Genomic DNA, 19,085 nt, shown 5'->3' on the forward strand with positions numbered 1-19,085 from the left:
GTTAAGGCACATGTTTTACTTAAGAGAATTCAATCCCTTATGGAGAAAACTTATGTCACTCACCACCAGTAATGATGACCTCGACGCGCTGGTCGCCCGGGTACGAAAGGCGCAGCAGGCGTATGCGAACTTTCCTCAGGATAAAGTCGACAAAATATTCCGCGCTGCCGCTTTAGCCGCCGCTGATGCCCGTATTCCGCTGGCGAAAATGGCGGTCGCCGAGTCCGGCATGGGCATCGTGGAAGATAAAGTGATTAAAAACCACTTCGCGTCTGAATATATCTACAACGCCTATAAAGACGAAAAAACCTGCGGGGTCCTTGGCGAAGACGAAGCCTTCGGCACCATGACCATCGCCGAGCCCATTGGGCTAATCTGCGGGATTGTCCCCACCACCAATCCAACTTCTACCGCCATTTTTAAATCGCTGATTAGCCTGAAAACCCGTAACGGCATCGTCTTCTCGCCGCATCCGCGGGCGAAAAATGCCACCAACCGCGCGGCGGAAATCGTGTTGCGTGCCGCAGTCGAGGCCGGTGCGCCACCGGACATCATTGGCTGGATTAACGAACCAACCGTAGATCTGTCTAACCGCCTGATGCACCACCCGGATATCAATCTGATCCTCGCCACCGGCGGACCGGGTATGGTGAAGGCCGCCTACAGCTCCGGTAAACCAGCGATAGGCGTTGGCGCGGGTAACACCCCAGTAGTGATTGATGAAACCGCCGACGTGAAGCGGGCGGTAGCCTCCATCCTGATGTCAAAAACCTTCGATAACGGCGTGATCTGCGCTTCCGAACAGTCGGTGGTGGTGGTTGATGCCGCCTATAACGCGGTGCGCGAGCGTTTCGCCAGCCACGGCGGCTACCTGCTACAGGGAAAAGAACTGAAAGCGGTTCAGGGTATCCTGCTGAAAAACGGCGCGTTAAACGCGGCGATTGTCGGGCAGTCGGCGATTAAAATTGCCGAAATGGCCGGGATCAGCGTGCCTTCCGATACAAAAATCCTGATTGGCGAAGTTAAAGCTATCGACGATAGCGAGCCTTTTGCACATGAAAAGCTCTCCCCGACGCTGGCCATGTATCGGGCGAAAGATTTCGCCGACGCCGTGGAGAAAGCGGTGAAGCTGGTCGATATGGGCGGCATCGGCCACACCTCCTGCCTCTATACCGACCAGGATAACCAGGCCGCGCGGGTGATGACCTTTGGCGAAAAAATGAAAACCGCACGCATCCTGATTAACACCCCGACCTCCCACGGCGGCATTGGCGATCTCTATAACTTTAGTCTCGCGCCCTCCCTGACCCTGGGCTGCGGCTCCTGGGGCGGTAACTCTATCTCGGAAAACGTCGGGCCGAAACATCTGATCAACAAGAAAACCGTGGCAAAGCGAGCTGAAAATATGCTGTGGCATAAACTTCCGAAATCCATCTATTTCCGCCGCGGCTCTCTGCCCATCGCGCTGGATGAAGTGATCACCGATGGCCATAAGCGCGCACTGATCGTCACCGACCGCTTCCTGTTCAACAACGGATACGCGGATCAGATCACTTCCGTGCTGAAAGCGGCGGTCGTCGAAACCGAAGTCTTCTTTGAAGTGGAAGCCGACCCGACGCTGACCATCGTGCGCAAAGGTGCAGAGCTGGCTAACTCCTTCAAGCCCGACGTCATCATAGCCCTGGGCGGCGGATCGCCGATGGATGCGGCGAAAATCATGTGGGTGATGTACGAGCATCCGGAAACCCACTTCGAAGAGCTGGCGCTGCGCTTTATGGATATCCGCAAGCGTATCTACACCTTCCCGAAAATGGGCGTCAAAGCCCGGATGGTGGCGATCACCACCACTTCCGGCACCGGATCGGAGGTCACGCCGTTTGCGGTGGTCACCGACGATGCCACCGGGCAGAAATATCCGCTGGCGGACTACGCACTGACCCCGGATATGGCGATTATCGACGCTAACCTGGTAATGGATATGCCGAAGTCCCTGTGCGCCTTCGGTGGTCTGGACGCAGTGACCCACGCGCTGGAAGCCTATGTTTCCGTGCTGGCCTCCGAATTCTCTGACGGTCAGGCGCTGCAGGCGCTGAAGCTGCTGAAAGCGTATCTGCCCGCTTCGTATCACGAGGGGTCGAAAAACCCGGTGGCCCGCGAGCGCGTCCATAATGCGGCAACCATCGCCGGGATCGCCTTTGCTAACGCCTTCCTCGGGGTGTGCCACTCCATGGCGCACAAGCTGGGCTCGCAGTTCCACATTCCGCACGGTCTGGCGAATGCGCTGATGATCTGCAACGTCATTCGTTATAACGCCAACGACAACCCGACCAAGCAGACGGCGTTCAGCCAGTACGACCGTCCGCAAGCCCGTCGTCGGTACGCAGAGATTGCCGATCATTTAGGCCTGAGCGCGCCGGGAGACCGCACTGCGGCGAAAATCGAAAAGCTGCTGGCGTGGCTGGAGAGCATCAAAGCCGAGCTGGGCATTCCAAAATCCATCCGCGAGGCGGGCGTGCAGGAAGCCGATTTCCTCGCCCACGTCGATAAGCTGTCCGAAGATGCCTTCGATGACCAGTGTACCGGCGCCAACCCGCGCTATCCGCTGATTTCTGAACTGAAACAGCTGCTGTTAGACAGCTACTACGGAAATAAATACGAGGAAAAATTACCGGCCGCTGCCGCAGAAAAGCCCAGCAAAGCGGAGGCCGTCGCGCAGAAATAATCAGTTAATCAACATTCAAAAGAGTGGCTGACCCGGCGGTAAGTGATTACCGCCGCTCAGAGCCAGATTTTTAGAGAAAGTCGAAAGATATCATCATGGAGAAAAATATGACTACTGTACCAAGACTGAAATATTTCGTTGATGGTCAATGGCGCGTTTCGCAGACTGAACGCTATATGGACGTCTATAACCCAAGTACCGGCGAAGTCATGGCTCAGGCCCCCTGCTGCACCGAGCAAGAAGTGCTGGATGCCGTTGCTGCGGCCCGCAAAGCCTTCCCGGCGTGGTCAGATACTCCGGCCATTAAACGCTCGCAAATTATGTTCCGTGTTCGCGAATTATTAATGCAGCATCAGGAACGCTTAACCGAGCTGGTGGCAAAAGAAAACGGTAAAGCCTGGGGCGATGCCCAGGGCGATGTATTAAAAGCAAAAGAAGGTACCGAGCTGGCCTGTTCTATTCCGACGCTGCTGGCGGGTGAAAACCTGATGGATGCTTCCGCCGGTATTGACACCAACCTGTACCGCGAACCGATTGGCGTGTTCGCCGGTATTGTGCCGTTTAACTTCCCCGCGATGATCCCGATGGGGTGGATGGCGCCATTATGCGTCGCTTCCGGTAATACGATGGTCATTAAAGCCGCCAGCATGACGCCAATGACCTGTATGGAAATCACCAAACTCTATCAGGAAGCGGGCGTGCCGGATGGCGTAATTAACGTCGTGACCTGTTCGCGTAATGAAGCCGATATTCTGCTGACCCATCCGGACGTTAACGGCGTCTCCTTCGTCGGATCCACCTCCGTGGGCCTGCACGTTTACTCCAAAGCCGCCGCCCATGGCAAACGCGTTCAGGCGCTGTGCGAAGCCAAAAACCACGCTCTGGTGCTGGCCGATGCGCCGATTAACCGTACCGCCGCAGGGATTATCAACGCCGCCTTCGGCTGCGCGGGTGAACGCTGCATGGCGCTGCCAGTCGTCGTGGTCCAGGAAGAGGTAGCCGATAAGCTGATTGCCGCCGTCGTCGAAAAAGCCAAACAGCTGAAAATCGGCCCCGGGTATCTGCATGATACCGATATGGGGCCGGTGATTTCTAAAGACCACAAACAGTCAGTCATCAACTGGATTAATAAAGGGATCGAAGAAGGCGCGAAGGTCGTGCTCGATGGTCGCGACATCAAAGTTCCAGGCCAGGAGAAAGGCTTCTACGTCGGGCCAACCGTGCTGGATCATGTGACCGAAGAGATGAGCGTCGGGACGCAGGAAATTTTCGGGCCGGTACTGTGCTTTAAACGGGTGAAAACCTTCGAAGAAGGTCTGCAATTAATGAACAATAACCCGTTCGCCAACGGCTCGGTTATTTTCACCCAAAGCGGCTACTACGCTCGCGAATTCCAGAAACGCACCCACGGCGGCATGGTGGGGATTAACGTCGGTATCCCGGTACCAGTTGGCGTATTCCCGTTCTCAGGCCATAAACAGTCGTTCTTCGGCGACCTGCACTGCCTGGGCAAAGACGGCGTGCGTTTCTATACCGAATCAAAATGCGTGACCTCGCGCTGGTTTGATGAAGAAGAAGCGAAACGTGAAAAAGTCGACTCCTGGGACGGTACGATTTAATCGGAAATATAAATATTATCCTAAATAATTCAAGTTGCCGGGAAGCCTGCAAACCAGTAGCTTGAAGTATGACGAGTATAGCTCCCTCCAGATATTGCTCCGGCAATATCTGGAGCATTAACAGGATTTTTTTACTCTGCACATGTCGCTGAATTTCAAATGACGAATGCACACTAAAAAAATCCTTAATATTAAATGGAGTTTCCTATGACCCAGGCCTTCTCAATTCCACGCAGTATTATTTATGGCGAAGATGCTTTAGAACATCTGTCGACGCTGAGCGGTAAAAAAGCCGCATTAGTCACCGGCGGAAGTTCAATGAAGCGTTTTGGTTTTCTGGATAAAGCCATCGGCGAACTAAATAAAGCTGGTATGGAATGCATTGTTATCGATAATGTCGAGCCCAACCCGTCCATTAAAACCGTCTGGCGCGGCGCAAAAGAGATGCTGGCGTTCGAACCGGACTGGATTGTGGCGATTGGCGGCGGTTCGGCGCTGGATGCCGCCAAGGTGATGTGGTGTTTCTATGAGCACCCAGAGTTGAAGTTTGAAGACATTATCCCCGTCGGCTCCATGCCGCCGCTGCGCAACAAAGCCCGGTTTGTGGCCATCCCCTCCACCAGCGGCAGCGCCTCTGAAATCACGGCATTCTCGGTGATTACCGATACGGCGAATCATATTAAATATCCCATTGTTGCCGCCGACCTGGTGCCGGATATCGCTATCCTCGACCCCACGATTCCTGCCAAAATGCCGCCGCACGTTACCGCTCATACCGGGATGGACGTCATGACCCATGCGCTCGAAGCTTATGTGTCCACTGCGGCCAACTCGTTTACCGATCCCTATGCCGTCGAGGCTATTCGTCTGGTGTTTGAGCATCTGGAAACCGCATACCGCTCACCTGATGATTTAAACGCGCGTATGCATATGCATAATGCCTCTGCGCTGGCGGGGATTGCCTTTACTAACGCATCATTAGGGTTAGTGCATTCGATGGCGCATAAAATAGGTGGCGAATTTGGTATTACCCATGGTCTGGCAAACGCAATTATGTTGCCTTATATCATCCAATATAATGCGAAGTTCACTAAAAAATATCGCCAGCTGGAAGAGGCCTTAGGAATAAATAATTTGATTGAGGCGCTCAATGAGCTGAATAAACGTCTGGGTATTCCGAAAACGTTAAGTCAATGTGATGAAGTTGAGATCAATGAAGTCACCTTCGTCAATGTACTCGACAGAATGAGCGGTAATGCCGTTGACGATCCGTGCACGTTAACTAACCCTAATTATCCTTCAGTTCAGGATGTGAAGGGGTTATATACCAAAGCATTTTACGGCGCATGATGTCCATCGCTCCCGTTTTTTAAGCTAAAAAATCGTTAAAGAAGGCCGCATGGGTAACCAGATCCCCTGCGGCCTTCTTGTTTCTGTAAGCATATAACATCCAACGCAAAACTAAAGCTGAATCGTTAAAGCTAAAATTGATTAAATTCACATATTTTTTAGTAACAACACATTATTGTTACCGATTAAAGCGATCAATTCCTCATTTACAAACATGAAATAGCGTGTTTTCTCACCAGGTGAGGCACTTCACATTTTCATCATCCACTTGCCACTAAATTCCCTACATCAGCAACACAATCGATTCAGCAAAAGGAATGAGAAATGAAAAAGACATTAGCTTTGACAGCAATTGCGATGCTTATATCTGCGCCAGCCGTGGCTAAAACGTGGGTGCTGACAAGCGCTGAAAGCGGCATGGATAAAGGAAACTGGCAGATAACCAGCGACCAGCTGAAGATTAAAGATCATCATTTCAGCATTGAGCAAAAAGTCCTTCACGGCGGTAAACAAGAAGGCAGCAAAATCCTTGTGATCCAGAGTAAAGACGGCCTGACTATCACTCTAAGCCCAACTCGCGGCATGAACTTGCTGAAAATCGAAGGATTCGGTTCACGAATGGGTTGGGATTCGCCGGTGAAAGAGGTGGTCAACCCGGCCTTTATTAACCTCGAAAGCCGCAACGGTCTGGGATGGCTGGAAGGTTTCAATGAGATGATGGTGCGCTGCGGCTACGAATGGACCGGTCACCCGGTGACTGCTGATGGGCAGATTTATACCCTGCATGGCAAAGTCGGTAATACGCCCGCCTCACAGGTGGAAGTTGAAGTGGCAGATACCGCGCCGTATGAAATCCGCATTCGCGGACTGGTGAAAGAGAGCACTTTCAAGAAAGCAGATTTGCAGACCATGACCGAGCTGCGCTATGTGCCCGGCAGCAACAGCTTCAGCCTGCATGATGTGTTAACCAACCATGCCGACTATCCGCATGACTATCAAATTATCTACCACAGCAACTTCGGTAAGCCGATCCTCGAAGAGGGCGCGCGTTTCCTGGCACCGATAGCCAGCATCAGTCCGTTCAATGATTATGCCAAAGCCGGTTTAAAAACGTGGCAAACCTACGCAGGCCCGACTAAAGATTTCGATGAAATGGTGTTTAATATGCAGCCGCTAGCGGACGAGAATCACCAGACACTCGCTGCAGTGGTCAATAAATCCGGAGATAAAGGGGCATCGATTCAGTTTGATACCCGCCAGCTGCCGGTGCTGACGCTGTGGAAAAATACCGATACCGAGAAACAGGGCTACGTCACCGGTATTGAGCCAGGCACCAGCTACGCCTATCCAGTGACCATTGAACGTGAACAAAAACGCGTTAAGCAGCTTCAGCCAGGGGCCAGCACCCAGTTTGACCTGACCTATACGCTGCTGCACAGCAGCGAGCAGGTGGCTGACGTTGAGAAGAAAATTGCGGCGATTCAGGGCGACACCAAAGTGGCAGAAAACGAAACGCCGATCGCGAAGGAGTAGCGCTGTTTCCCGGAGGCGGTGCTGTGCACCTCTCCGGACTACCGGTCCGCAGACGGTGATGCACCTGTAGCCACACTGCCCCCGGGGGCAGTGTGGCTACATTCCCGGAGGCGATGCTGCGCATCTGTCCGGGCTACAGAACTACAAAACCGTGACCACGCCAACCTGATCCATGACCACCTGACGCAAATCCTGCGCAAAGCGCTGATACTGCGCCTCATCAATCGGCTGCGGATAACTCAACACAATCAACTCATGATCGGCTATCCCTTGATGATAGGTCGGGTGGCTATGTGACCAGGTATTTGCGTAAAAGCCCATCTTTTCATAGAAGCGCAGGCGCTTGTGGGCTATCTCGCTGGTCAGCGGATCAATTTCCAGAATAGTTAGCGGTTCACGTTTGACGATTTCAGCCAATAGCTGCTTGCCGTAGCCGCGCGAACGCAGCGTATCGTCAATAGCCAGATGCTCAATATAGCTGTAATCGGCAAAACGCCAGCAGCCGCTCAGCCCGATAAACAACGCGTCGTCAAACCAGGCTTCCAGCACATAATTCTGATTGTGAAGCGCCTGCAGTTTAGCATCGGCTTCACGTTGTTCATGCCACGGAAACGCCCGACAGTACAACGCATCGAGCGCGGGAAAATAAGCGGAATTGGGGGAGGTCACTCTTTCAGAGATCAACATGACGGCACCTGGTCACAAAAGACAGCTGCCCTCACGTGGAGGGCAGCCAAACGAAGAGTATTGCTTACTCGGTCGCGGCGGCTTTTTGAGCCAGTTTATCCAGTAGCTTCTGATGGATACCGCCAAAACCGCCGTTACTCATCACCAGGATGTGATCACCCGGATGCGCCGTTTTGACAATCATATCCACCAGCGTATCAACATCAGCGCTCCAGTGAGCAGGCTGTATGCAGGCATCGGCAACTTCAGCTACCAGCCACGGAATATGCTGCGGCTGCAGCAGGAAGACTTCATCTGCACGCCCGAGAGACGGCGCCAGATCGTCTTTGCTAAGCCCCATCTTCATCGTGTTGGAACGTGGCTCAAGTACGGCAAGAATACGCGCAGTGCCGCCGACTTTGCCGCGTAATGCCTGCAGGGTCGCCAGAATCGCCGTCGGATGGTGGGCAAAGTCGTCATATACGGTAACACCGTTGGCTTCGCCGCGCAGCTCCAGACGACGACGGGCATTGATAAAGCTGCCCAACGCATTGGCCGCGTCAGCAGGCAGCACGCCCACATGACGGGCGGCGGCAATCGCCATCAGGCCGTTATGCATATTATGCTCTCCGACCAGCGCCCATTTCACTTCACCGACTTTCTCGCCGTCCAACCACACTTCCCATGAGGAAGCATCGGTGGTGAGTTTTTTCGCCTGCCAGTGGCCCTGCTCGCCGACCAGCTCCTGTTCGCTCCAGCAGCCCATCGCCATCGTCTGTTTTAGATTGATGTCATTTTCCGGCAGGATAATCTTGCCTTTGCCCGGCACGATTCGTACCAGGTGATGGAACTGTTTCTGAATCGCTTTCAGGTCGTCAAAAATATCCGCATGATCAAACTCAAGGTTGTTGAGAATCAGCGTGCGCGGGCAGTAATGAACAAACTTGGAGCGTTTATCAAAGAAAGCGCAGTCGTATTCATCGGCTTCAATCACGAAGAATGGGCTGTCGCCAAGTCGCGCGGAAACATCAAAGTTACCCGGTACGCCGCCGATGACAAATCCCGGCTTATAGCCGCAGACTTCGAGGATCCAGGTCGCCATTCCGGCAGTGGTGGTTTTTCCGTGCGTCCCGGCTACCGCCAGCACCCAGCGATCGCGCAGCACAAAATCATGCAGCCACTGCGGCCCGGACATGTACGGAATGTTGTTTTCCAGCACCGCTTCCACGCATGGATTACCGCGCGTCATCGCGTTACCGATGATCACCAGATCCGGTTGAGGATCCAGCTGGCTGGCATCATATCCTTGAATTAACTCAATTCCCTGGTTTTCCAGCAGGGTACTCATTGGCGGATAAACGTTCGCATCCGACCCCGTTACCTCATGACCGAGGGAACGTGCCAGCATCGCCAGCCCCCCCATAAACGTGCCACAGATTCCTAAAATATGAATGCGCATTCGTCATTTCCTTCTCTTATCTGAAGCACAGTTTACCGGGATGTGGGGGGGGAAAGAAATGCATTTCAGGCGAATCCGTATTTTGCTGGCGCGATTCACCTGTGCGAGATTTTTTTATTCTTTGTTAAGATTGTTGCGTTCGTTTTACTTCACATAAACATGCAGGGAACGGGTTATGAAAACGTTAGGTGAATTTATTGTCGAAAAGCAGCACGAATTCTCTCACGCGACTGGCGAGCTGACTTCGTTATTATCGGCAATAAAGTTAGGCGCCAAGATCATCCACCGCGATATCAACAAGGCCGGTCTGGTCGATATCCTGGGTGCCAGCGGTGCTGAAAACGTTCAGGGCGAGGTGCAGCAAAAACTCGACCTGTTTGCTAATGAAAAATTAAAAGCAGCACTGAAAGCACGCGATATTGTCGCCGGGATCGCCTCCGAAGAAGAAGATGAAATTGTCGTCTTTGAAGGATGTGAGCACGCTAAATACGTGGTGCTGATGGACCCTCTGGATGGATCCTCTAACATCGACGTTAACGTCTCCGTCGGAACGATTTTCTCTATCTACCGCCGCGTCACGCCGGTAGGTACACCTGTTACCGAAGAAGATTTTCTGCAACCGGGCAGCAAACAGGTCGCTGCAGGCTATGTGGTTTATGGTTCATCGACCATGTTGGTCTATACCACAGGCTGCGGCGTTCACGCCTTCACCTATGACCCGTCTCTTGGCGTCTTCTGCCTGTCCCAGGAGCGCATGCGCTTCCCGGAAAAGGGTAACACCTACTCCATCAACGAAGGTAACTACATCAAGTTCCCGATGGGTGTGAAGAAGTACATTAAATATTGCCAGGAAGAAGATATCGGAACCCAGCGCCCGTACACCTCGCGCTATATCGGCTCTCTGGTGGCGGATTTCCACCGCAACCTGCTCAAAGGCGGCATCTACCTCTACCCAAGCACCGCCAGCCACCCGGATGGTAAGCTACGTCTGCTGTACGAATGCAACCCGATGGCGTTCCTTGCGGAACAGGCGGGCGGCAAGGCCAGCGACGGTAAAGAGCGTATTCTGGATATCATCCCGGAAAGCCTGCACCAGCGCCGTTCCTTCTTCGTCGGCAACAACCATATGGTTGAAGACGTTGAGAACTTAATTAAAGAGTTCCCGGACGTGTAATCAGCTCGAAGATACCCCCTCTCCCCTGTGGGGAGAGGGTTAGCGCCAAATCACGCCACGCTATAGCGCTGAATCAACGTCTGCAACGTATTCTTCAGTACCGCGCTGCGCGCCTCCCCCAACTCACTTAGCACGCTCTCTTCAAAGCGCGCAGCCTCAGTGTTCAGCTCGCGCACCAGCCGACGCCCTTCCTCCGTCACCGTCACCCAACTCTGCCGCCGATCGCCGCTCTGGCTTTCACAGCGTTCAACCTGTTGCTGTTTCTCCAGCCGATGCAGCAGTCGGGTAATGGTCGGCTGCTTGCTCACCGTTTTTAACGCCAGCTCGCTGACGCTGGTCGGCCCATTGCCTTCCAGCACTGACAGCACGCGCCACTCCAGCACCGAGAAGCCTCGCGCCTCCACTACCGTGTGGAACTCCGATGACACCACCAGCCACGCTTGCCCCAGCAGCGCCGGTAAATAGCTGTTAATGAATGTCGGTGAACCTGACATCGGTACCTCCTGCGGTTAATAGCGCCCGGACAGCAGCGAACCAAAGCCCGGCACCCTGGTATCCAGGCGCAGACGGTTGAGCATCATCCAGGTGGTGGCGACAGACGACGAGATCACCGGCAGTCCCACGCGATCCTCGATCAGTTGGATAGAGGGCAGCGACGGCATCTGAACACAGGCCGAGGCGACAATCGCATCAACATTGGTATTGAGCTTTTTAGTCAGCTCAACCGGTGCCAGTGGATTTTGGCGGCCCACTTCGAGGTTATCCGGGATCTCCAGCGACAGGCTATCCACCACTTCGATCCCTTCATTTTCAATGTAGTCGCTCACCAGTTGCGTCAGCGGCTTCATATACGGCGTGAGGATCGATACCCGCTTCGCGCCAATCACCTGTAACCCTTCCACTAGCGCGCCCGCGCTGGTAATCACTGGCGACGGATGGCCGTTTTCCACGGTCCGCGCGTGCAGACGCTCTTCGGAAATGCGGTGGTAGCCTTTACCCATACTCATGATGGCCACCAGGCACGCGTAGCCCAGCACGTCCACAGCGGCGTCGGACAGTTCCAGCGCGCAGCGATCGCTGTCCGCATCCATCGCCGACAATTCCTCTTTCGACACCTTCTTCATGCGCATCCGGCTAGAGTGGAAGGTAAAATGCTCCGGGGCGATCGCCTCTCTGGCGCGTAAGATCGCCGGGATCTCCGTCTCCATGGTGGTGTTCGACGACGGTACAATCTGGCCAATACGGAAATGGCGTGAAGTCTGCATTAGTTTTGCTCCTGGAACGGCTCCGCCGCTTCATTCTGGCCGCTAAAATCCAGTGAACTCTCAACGGAGTCATGGAAGGTCGCCGCGTTCTGAGCGCGACGGTTGACCTGTAAATCAAAAATATCGAAACGGTTATAGTGGCCGGTGATGTCGTGCATCTGCCGCGGCTGAATACAGCGGTTGAGGTCAATCTCGGCGTAGACGATGCCCTCTTTATCAATCAGCGGTTCGCCCACTACGCGTCCGTCCGGGCCAATCACCCCGGAGAAGGCGCTATTCGGCCGCGCCAGCAATTCACGCGCTTCGGGATGGGTTTGCGCCATTGCCTCAACGATCTCTTCGCTAACGGTCGAACAAGCGATCACTGTAAACACCTTACCCTCAAAGCAGTGCGCCGAGGCGCGCAGGCGAATAGCCTCCGCCATGTCGTAATCCTTCGGCGCCACCGGCAGCGCGATATAGCTGGCCACGTGCACCAGCTCGCCCTGCGCCAGCAGCGAGAAGCGTGCCAGCGTGTTGGTGTTCTCGCCGCAGGCCAGCGCCCCCAGCGGGCCGATGCTGGTTTTGTGCACTCGCAGCGACGACGCGTCGCCGTTGGCCCACGTCAGTTTTTCCGCCCAGGTCGGCACCAGTTTGCGATGGCGGCCAATAATTTTGCCTTCGTCGTTGATGGTCACCAGCGTGTTATAGAGCGTGGCGATACTCTGCGGATGGCGCTCGTTGACGCCAATCACCACGTTCACCTTATGGCGCGCGGCAGCCTGGGCGATTTTACGAATCTCCGGCCCGGGAACTTCAATCGCGCTACGGCACAGCTTTTCAAACCACGGGCTGCCTTCCACCGGGTTCATCACCCAGCTCCAGTACGGATAACCGGCGATAAACACTTCCGGGAAGGCCACCAGCTTCGCGCCGTTGCTTGCCGCTTCGGCAATCAGGCGGCAGGCTTTATCAACGGTGGCGTCAGTGTCGAGAAACACCGGCGAGGCCTGTACGGCTGCGGCGGTAAATTTGGCTAATTCCAGCATCAATCGTTCTCCTCTTACACCGCCACAACCGGGTGGCGCAGCTTGCCGATAAACTCCACTTCGGCGTCAATCACATCGCCCGGCCAGACCCACTCCTGCGGGCTGCGGCCCGCGCCAACGCCTTCCGGCGTGCCGGTGGCGATAATGTCACCCGGCTCGAGGGTGATCCCTTTGCTGATGTCGGCAATCAGCGTTGGTACTTTGAACAGCATGTGGCGGGTGTTGGAGCTTTGTTTGGTGACGCCGTTCACGCGCAGGCTGAGGTTGAGATTGTGCGGATCCGGAATCTCATCAGCGGTGACAATACACGGCCCGAACGGCGCGTAGGTGTCCTGACCTTTTGAGTAAATCCACTGCCCGGCGCGGCGGCAGTCGCGGGCGCTCATGTCGATCATCAGGCTGTAGCCGAAGACATAGTTCATCGCCTGCGCTTCGCTAACGCGTTTGGCGCGCGAGCCGATAATCACCGCCAGCTCCACTTCCCAGTCCAACTGCTGGGTGATCTGCGCGTTGTGTTCAATGGCATCATCCGGGCCAATCACCGAGGTCGGCGGCTTGGAGAAAATCACCGGCTCTTTCGGCAGATCTTTGGAGGTGTCCAGCGTGCGGCTAGACTCCGCCACGTGCTCAACATAGTTCAGGCCGATGCCGAAGATGTTTTTGCGCGGACGCGGGATCGGCGCCAGCACTTTCACGTTGACCAGCGGCTGGGCACAGCCGACCGGCCAGTTACCCTCACAGGCGTTCAGCAGTTCCCTCCCTGCCTCCACCGCCGACGGACCAAGGTCAATGAAATCCAGCATGTTGTCCGGTAACGACTGGCTGCGGTACTGCGCCAGCCTGGCTAAATCCACCACATAATCCCCGACAATTGCGCCCAGACGGGACGCGGCGTTGACGTTGCTACGGTAGGTAATCAGGCGCATTATTTTTTCTCCTCAGACACTATTTTTTGCTGACCATCGTTGTCCAGCAGCGCGTCCTCGTAATAGAGGCTGAGCGACTGCATCACGGGCAAGTCGTTGAAACAGAACAGGCACGCATCATCGGTTTGCGACAGGTTGACGTGCTCATGGAAGGCCCAGGACGGCACGCAGAAAATATCGCGCTCCTGCCAGTCAAAGCGCTGCCCGTCGATAATCGAGTAGCCTTTACCCTTCGCCACCTGGTACATGAAGCTGCCGGTATGGCGGTGTGCCTTGCCGACAAATCCGGGCCGCAGGCGCTGCATACTGGCGCCGATGGTCGGCATCACATGGCCACCGGTCACCGGGTTGGTGTAGTGCATCAGCACATCGTCAAACGGCGAGCCGTCGCTGACCTTCGCCGCGCGGCACAACGCTTCATAGGTCGGCTGCCACTGGTACTTAAACAGCGGCGAATAGGGTTTATCCCAACCGACGTTGTGCGGGCGCAGCGCGGCGGCGGCCCACAGCGCCACGCGGTCATCAACCGGCGCGGTGACCTGCTGATGCATATCCGGGTGTACCTTGTAGAACCCGGCCTCCATCGCGTTGACCAGCGGAATATCCAGCCCGTCCTGCCAGATGCAGGGCAAACCATCCGCTTCCACGCCGTGTTCATGCCAGGTGCCGTTCGGCGTCAGCACAAAGTCGTTGGCCTCTAGCGGCATCTTGTGACCGTCGACGATGGTGTAAGCCCCACGCCCTTCCATAATGAAGCGCAGCGCCGATGAAGAGTGCGCGTGCGCCGAGGCGGCTTCGCCGGGGTGCATCACCTGAAGCCCGGAGTACAGCCAGCCCACCGCCGCCGCCACGTCCTGGCGGCCCGGATTATTGAGGTAAATCACCCGCCGTCCGGCTTTCTCCGGAGTGACCAGTTCCACCGAACGCAGCACGTGCTCGCGCAGATCCTGATAGCGCCACAGCACCGGCACGGAAGACGATTTCGGCTGCCATGGTTCGATTTTGTTCGCCACCGTCCATAGCGCGCCGGTTTTCAGCTCCGAGAGCTGCTGGTAGTAGGCCACCAGCTCCGGGGTATCTTCTACGTCCGCGCGACCGGCGGTGCTTTCACGAAAGTCGTCATATTTCATGCTGATTTCTCCTGTGGATGTAACGCACGCTGCAACAAATCGCGGCCATAGTGATAGGCCGGATGCCAGGCCACCTGACTCCAACCATAGCGGGCGCATTCGCGCTGTAACCAGTTAGCATCCGCCAGCGCAGGGCGGCCAATGGCGCACAGATCGGCACGCCCGGAAGCGATAATGCTGTTCACCTGATCCGCATCGCTAATCGCGCCCACCGCCATGGTGGCAACACCGCCTTCATTGCGCAGACGGTCGGCCATCGGCGTCTGGAACATACGGCCATACACCGGTTTTTGATCGACAGAAACTTCGCCGGAGGAGCAGGTGATCATGTCCACGCCCGCTTCGCGCAAACGGCGGGCTATCTCTACCGCCTCGTCCACCGTAGTCCCCCCTTCCACCCAGTCGGTCGCGGAGATACGCACCGAAATAGGTAAATGCTGCGGCCACACTTCCCGTACCGCGCGGAACACCGCCAGAGGGAAGCGCAGACGGTTTTCCAGCGAACCGCCATATTCATCCTGGCGCTGGTTGGTTAACGGCGAGATAAAGCTCGACAGCAGCACGCCGTGCGCCGCCTGAATTTCCAGCCAGTCAAACCCGGCTTTAGCCGCGCGACGCGTCGCCGCGACAAACTCGGCAATCACCGCATCAAGCTGTTCAGCCGTCACTTCCTCCGGCACCTGAGACACGCCAGGACGGTACGGCAGCGGCGAGGCGGAAATTAGCGGCCAGTTGCCCTGCGCCAACGGGTGATCCGGCTTCTCATCCCCACGCTGGGTGGAACCGCGACGCCCTGCGTGCCCCAGCTGTACACCAATGCTGGCACCGCTATTTTGATGGACAAAATCGGTCACCTGCCGCCAGGCAAGCACCTGCTCGTCGTTCCACAGCCCCGGACAACCGGGAGTGATGCGCCCCTGCGGCGACACGGCGGTCATTTCGGTCATGACCAGCCCCGCCCCGCCGACGGCGCGGCTGCCCAGATGCATCAGGTGAAACATGCCCGGCACGCCCTCTTTCGCCTGGTAGAGCAACACCGGCGAAATCACGGTGCGGTTTTTCAGCGTCACGCCGCGTACCTGATATGGCGTGAGGATCGGCGGCACGCCCGGCGCTTTCGCCAGCCACTGCTCGTATTGATTTAACCACTGCGGATCGCGCAGGCGCAGGTTCTCGTGAGAGATACGCTGGGAGCGGGTCAGCAGCGAGTAGGCAAACTGCTGCGGGGGAAAATTTTCGTAGCGGGCGACATTCTCGAACCACTCGGTGGAGTTGCGCGCCGCGTTCTGAATTTTCAGCACCTCGACGCTGCGCACCGCCTGATAGTGGTCGAGGCCGCGATGCAGGTCGCCACTGGTGTGCTGTAAGCTGTTAGCCAGTTCGATAGCATCTTCCAGCGCTAACTTTGTGCCGGAACCAATCGAGAAGTGGGCGGTGTGAGCGGCATCGCCCATCAGCACCAGCGGTACTGGCTTCTTCTGATGTTCAATCCAGTGCACCCAGTTCTCGCAAATCACCCGCGGGAAGCGGATCCAGATTGCCGCGCCGCGCAGGTGGGCCGCGTTGGACATCAGCGGCTGGCCGTCCAGCCACGGGGCGAATAGCTTCTCGCAGTAAGCGATGCCCTCTTCCTGGCTCATCTCATCCAACCCGGCTGCTTTCCACGTCTCTTCGGTGGTTTCGATAATAAAGGTCGATAACCCCGGCTCGAACTGGTAGGCATGTACCTGGAACCAGCCGTGCGGCGATTCGGCGAATAAAAAGGTAAAGGCTTCAAATACTTTGCGCGTGCCCAGCCAGACAAAACGACACTGACGGTTGTCGATATCCGGCTGAAACACCGACGGGTAGCGGGTACGAATGCGGCTGTTAATACCGTCGGAGGCGATCACCAGATCCGCCTGATAACGTTCAATCTGCGTCTGCTCGTCCTCCACCAGGGTGTCGAACACCAGTTCAACGCCGAGCGACTGACAGCGCTCCTGCAAAATGTTGAGCAGCTTTTTACGGCCAATGCCGATAAAGCCGTGACCGCCGCTGCGGTTTACCGAATCCTTAAAGTGAATTTCGATATCGTCCCAGCGGTTGAACTGCCGGGCAATCTGCTCGGCGCTCACCGGGTCGGCCTGGCGCAAATTTTCCAGCGTAGCGTCGGAGAAGACCACGCCCCAACCGAAAGTGTCGTACGGGCGGTTACGCTCCACCACCACGATGTTGTTGGCCGGGTTTTGCAGCTTCATCAGTAGGGCAAAGTAAAGCCCCGCCGGACCGCCGCCGATACACACAATGTTCATAGACTCTCTCCTGATGATTGCAACGCGGCCAGCAGCTCAGCCGGGATATCGATAGAACGATGGGTTTCAAGGGAGGTCGTCACCAGCGTCTGGGTGACCTGCATGCGCTGCTCGCCTTCAAGGCTGGTACAGTTCAGCGCCAGCTTCAGCGAGCGCGAACCAATGTGAATCACTTCCAACTGGAGAATGACGTCGTCGCCCATACGACTGACGGCTTTAAAATCTGCGTCCAGGTGCACCGTCGGCATGCCGAAGCGGCGCTCGCCGATAAAACCGGCAAAACCATACGGCAGCAGCGAATCAACCCATGCTTCCAGCAGGTTGTTGAACATCACGAAATATTGCGGATAGAAAACAATCCCCGCCGGATCGCACTCGGCAAAACGAATGCGGTGCGGCTGGGTAAAGGTTGTAGCACTCATAAAAGCTCCTTAGTTCAGCGCCAGGCGCACCTGGCACTCGCGCAATTTATCGCCATGTTCATCCGCCAGCGCCGCATCGCGCAGCTCGCGCAAAGTGGCGGGCGGCAGACGACAATCGTGGCGTTCCACAATGCCGATTAACGTCTGGTAATTACGTAACCCGCGGGCGTGGGTGTCGCCATAACCTTTCACCAGCCGCTGACACTGCACAATCTCCAGCGCCAGCGCCGGGTTGAACGCCGCCGCGCGGATAACGTATTGCAGCCATTCATCAATACGCGCCGTTTCCAGTTGGTAGCGCAGGGTCAGGCGACGCCCGCGACGCCAGTGCGCCAGCGTCCACAGCAGCAGGTAGCCACGCAGCGAGCTGGTGGTTACCACGCGTCCTTTGCGTGTGGCATTACTCAACAGGCGCTGACAAAAGCCCGGCTGTTGCAGCCAGCGCCCCAGCCCGGTGGGCAGGGTTTCGCAGATCTCCTCCAGCCGTGGGTGCATGTATTCGTTGATACTCAGATGCTGGTTATCCTGCAGTTTCACGTCGCTGCGGATACGCTCAAAGCGGCTGCCGCGAATCTTCAGATCCGCCACGCGAATGGTGTCTTCCCACGACATCCAGATAGCCAGATGTCGTGCAGCTTCACGCAGCAGCAGCTCATCGTTACCGCCGGGCTGTGCGGCGAGCGCGGCCAGACGATCGAGATAGTTCGCCGCCCAGGCCACATCCTGGTAATCCAACAGGCGGCGCACGCCTTCAATGGCAGTCGGCTGTGCGCTTTCCGGCAGTTCCTGATGGATGCGCGTCAGCAACGCCGCCACTTTCGCATTGGAAGGCAGGGGCGCCTGAGTAGTAACCACTGCCGGTTCCGCCTCTTCCAGACGGGTGTTCATCACCCCTTGGGCGAAGGCGACAAGGCTGGTTTTCACCCCTACGCCGCCGCGGGTAATGGTTTCTTCAAACTGCTGCTGGTTAAACGGCAGCACGCCGGAACCGCACAGCGCGCCAAAGAGTACGGCGCTAATTACGCTGCGGCTCTCTTCCGCCGTTTTCGCCATGTCGAAGCGGATAAATTTGCGCGCGGCGCTGCTGGCGTGGTCGATCAACGTGGTGTTATTCACACGACCGTCGCCCATCGCCGTTTTTTCACCAATGGAGTAAACGCGGTGGGTGGAGGCTATAAGCGTAGTGCGCTGCTGCGTCACTAACCCGCGCTGCACCGCGCGCCCGGCCTCCATCAGCTCGGAGGCCAGCACCACGTCTACGTCGCCCGGCATCGGCATCAACGCCAGCACCGGCGGTTTATCCAGCTCGTGCAGACCCGGAAACAGCTCGACGTAATAGATGGTGGAGCCGGTACGTTGCGCCACGCCCGGTACCGAGGTGGTCTGGGCGAAATAGCCGTTCTCTTCGCCCAGGTTGACAATCCAGTCGGCGAGCACGCCGCCCCCTTCCCCGCCCATCGCCAGAATGGCGATTTTGATGGGTTGTACTTTCGGCAT

The 19,085-nt window shown here is 56.2% G+C and carries 15 protein-coding genes; 5 read left to right on the forward strand and 10 right to left on the reverse strand.

Translation table 11 applies throughout. From position 1 onward, the window contains the following. Positions 1-52: 52 nt before the first annotated feature. From adhE to DA718_RS25925, 4 genes are all read left to right on the forward strand, one after another. Complete coding sequence (gene adhE, locus DA718_RS25910) at positions 53-2,722, forward strand: bifunctional acetaldehyde-CoA/alcohol dehydrogenase (RefSeq protein WP_130624406.1); 2,670 nt, start codon at positions 53-55, stop codon at positions 2,720-2,722. Positions 2,723-2,829: 107 nt separating this feature from the next. Further along, on the forward strand, positions 2,830-4,341 hold the full coding sequence (locus DA718_RS25915; protein ID WP_112216704.1) for a CoA-acylating methylmalonate-semialdehyde dehydrogenase: 1,512 nt from the start codon (positions 2,830-2,832) through the stop codon (positions 4,339-4,341). 207 nt (positions 4,342-4,548) lie between these two features. Continuing rightward, complete coding sequence (locus tag DA718_RS25920) at positions 4,549-5,691, forward strand: iron-containing alcohol dehydrogenase (protein WP_112216705.1); 1,143 nt, start codon at positions 4,549-4,551, stop codon at positions 5,689-5,691. A 324-nt stretch (positions 5,692-6,015) separates the two neighbouring features. Further along, positions 6,016-7,224 (forward strand): aldose 1-epimerase family protein, encoded by a 1,209-nt coding sequence (locus tag DA718_RS25925; protein ID WP_112216706.1) that lies wholly within the window; start codon positions 6,016-6,018, stop codon positions 7,222-7,224. 141 nt (positions 7,225-7,365) lie between these two features. On the opposite strand, the gene DA718_RS25930 is transcribed toward DA718_RS25925, so the two are convergent. Next, positions 7,366-7,911, reverse strand: a complete 546-nt coding sequence (locus tag DA718_RS25930; RefSeq protein WP_112216707.1) for a GNAT family N-acetyltransferase — start codon at positions 7,909-7,911, stop codon at positions 7,366-7,368. A gap of 64 nt (positions 7,912-7,975) precedes the next feature. Next, positions 7,976-9,349 (reverse strand): UDP-N-acetylmuramate:L-alanyl-gamma-D-glutamyl-meso-diaminopimelate ligase, encoded by a 1,374-nt coding sequence (gene mpl, locus DA718_RS25935; RefSeq protein WP_112216708.1) that lies wholly within the window; start codon positions 9,347-9,349, stop codon positions 7,976-7,978. Between the two features lie 175 nt (positions 9,350-9,524). On the opposite strand from mpl, the gene fbp reads away from it, so the two are divergent. Beyond that, positions 9,525-10,523, forward strand: coding sequence for a class 1 fructose-bisphosphatase (gene fbp / locus DA718_RS25940; RefSeq protein WP_112216709.1), 999 nt, complete (start codon positions 9,525-9,527; stop codon positions 10,521-10,523). Between the two features lie 50 nt (positions 10,524-10,573). On the opposite strand, the gene DA718_RS25945 is transcribed toward fbp, so the two are convergent. From DA718_RS25945 to DA718_RS25980, 8 genes are read right to left on the reverse strand one after another with little or no spacing between them, the layout of a single operon-like run. Beyond that, a complete protein-coding gene (locus tag DA718_RS25945; RefSeq protein ID WP_110274398.1) occupies positions 10,574-11,017 on the reverse strand; it encodes a MarR family winged helix-turn-helix transcriptional regulator in 444 nt (147 codons plus the stop codon). A 15-nt stretch (positions 11,018-11,032) separates the two neighbouring features. Further along, complete coding sequence (locus tag DA718_RS25950) at positions 11,033-11,788, reverse strand: maleate cis-trans isomerase family protein (protein WP_112216710.1); 756 nt, start codon at positions 11,786-11,788, stop codon at positions 11,033-11,035. Continuing rightward, positions 11,788-12,816, reverse strand: coding sequence for a carbon-nitrogen hydrolase family protein (locus DA718_RS25955; RefSeq protein ID WP_112216711.1), 1,029 nt, complete (start codon positions 12,814-12,816; stop codon positions 11,788-11,790). The genes DA718_RS25950 and DA718_RS25955 overlap by 1 nt, the downstream gene beginning before the upstream one ends. Before the next feature lie 14 nt (positions 12,817-12,830). Next, the gene (locus DA718_RS25960) at positions 12,831-13,742 is read right to left on the reverse strand and encodes a fumarylacetoacetate hydrolase family protein (RefSeq protein WP_112216712.1); all 912 of its coding nucleotides are present in this window, start codon (positions 13,740-13,742) and stop codon (positions 12,831-12,833) included. Then, entirely contained in the window at positions 13,742-14,872 is a 1,131-nt protein-coding gene (locus DA718_RS25965) for a cupin domain-containing protein (RefSeq protein ID WP_112216713.1), read from the reverse strand. Before DA718_RS25965 ends, DA718_RS25960 begins: the two co-directional genes overlap by 1 nt. Then, complete coding sequence (locus DA718_RS25970) at positions 14,869-17,166, reverse strand: bifunctional salicylyl-CoA 5-hydroxylase/oxidoreductase (RefSeq protein WP_112216714.1); 2,298 nt, start codon at positions 17,164-17,166, stop codon at positions 14,869-14,871. Before DA718_RS25970 ends, DA718_RS25965 begins: the two co-directional genes overlap by 4 nt. Beyond that, a complete protein-coding gene (locus tag DA718_RS25975; RefSeq protein WP_112216715.1) occupies positions 17,163-17,588 on the reverse strand; it encodes an acyl-CoA thioesterase in 426 nt (141 codons plus the stop codon). Before DA718_RS25975 ends, DA718_RS25970 begins: the two co-directional genes overlap by 4 nt. 9 nt (positions 17,589-17,597) lie before the next feature. Next, on the reverse strand, positions 17,598-19,085 hold the full coding sequence (locus DA718_RS25980) for an indolepyruvate oxidoreductase subunit beta family protein (protein WP_112216716.1): 1,488 nt from the start codon (positions 19,083-19,085) through the stop codon (positions 17,598-17,600).

The organism is Klebsiella huaxiensis (assembly GCF_003261575.2).
Lineage (GTDB): Bacteria > Pseudomonadota > Gammaproteobacteria > Enterobacterales > Enterobacteriaceae > Klebsiella > Klebsiella huaxiensis.

Coding starts and splice junctions, on each gene's coding strand:
- mpl (WP_112216708.1), bottom strand. CDS start 9,349: ATGCGCATTCATATTTTAGGAATCTGTGGCACGTTTATGGGGGGGCTG.
- DA718_RS25955 (WP_112216711.1), bottom strand. CDS start 12,816: ATGCTGGAATTAGCCAAATTTACCGCCGCAGCCGTACAGGCCTCGCCG.
- fbp (WP_112216709.1), top strand. CDS start 9,525: ATGAAAACGTTAGGTGAATTTATTGTCGAAAAGCAGCACGAATTCTCT.
- DA718_RS25960 (WP_112216712.1), bottom strand. CDS start 13,742: ATGCGCCTGATTACCTACCGTAGCAACGTCAACGCCGCGTCCCGTCTG.
- DA718_RS25915 (WP_112216704.1), top strand. CDS start 2,830: ATGACTACTGTACCAAGACTGAAATATTTCGTTGATGGTCAATGGCGC.
- DA718_RS25975 (WP_112216715.1), bottom strand. CDS start 17,588: ATGAGTGCTACAACCTTTACCCAGCCGCACCGCATTCGTTTTGCCGAG.
- adhE (WP_130624406.1), top strand. CDS start 53: ATGTCACTCACCACCAGTAATGATGACCTCGACGCGCTGGTCGCCCGG.
- DA718_RS25950 (WP_112216710.1), bottom strand. CDS start 11,788: ATGCAGACTTCACGCCATTTCCGTATTGGCCAGATTGTACCGTCGTCG.
- DA718_RS25970 (WP_112216714.1), bottom strand. CDS start 17,166: ATGAACATTGTGTGTATCGGCGGCGGTCCGGCGGGGCTTTACTTTGCC.
- DA718_RS25965 (WP_112216713.1), bottom strand. CDS start 14,872: ATGAAATATGACGACTTTCGTGAAAGCACCGCCGGTCGCGCGGACGTA.
- DA718_RS25980 (WP_112216716.1), bottom strand. CDS start 19,085: ATGCCGAAAGTACAACCCATCAAAATCGCCATTCTGGCGATGGGCGGG.
- DA718_RS25920 (WP_112216705.1), top strand. CDS start 4,549: ATGACCCAGGCCTTCTCAATTCCACGCAGTATTATTTATGGCGAAGAT.
- DA718_RS25930 (WP_112216707.1), bottom strand. CDS start 7,911: ATGTTGATCTCTGAAAGAGTGACCTCCCCCAATTCCGCTTATTTTCCC.
- DA718_RS25925 (WP_112216706.1), top strand. CDS start 6,016: ATGAAAAAGACATTAGCTTTGACAGCAATTGCGATGCTTATATCTGCG.
- DA718_RS25945 (WP_110274398.1), bottom strand. CDS start 11,017: ATGTCAGGTTCACCGACATTCATTAACAGCTATTTACCGGCGCTGCTG.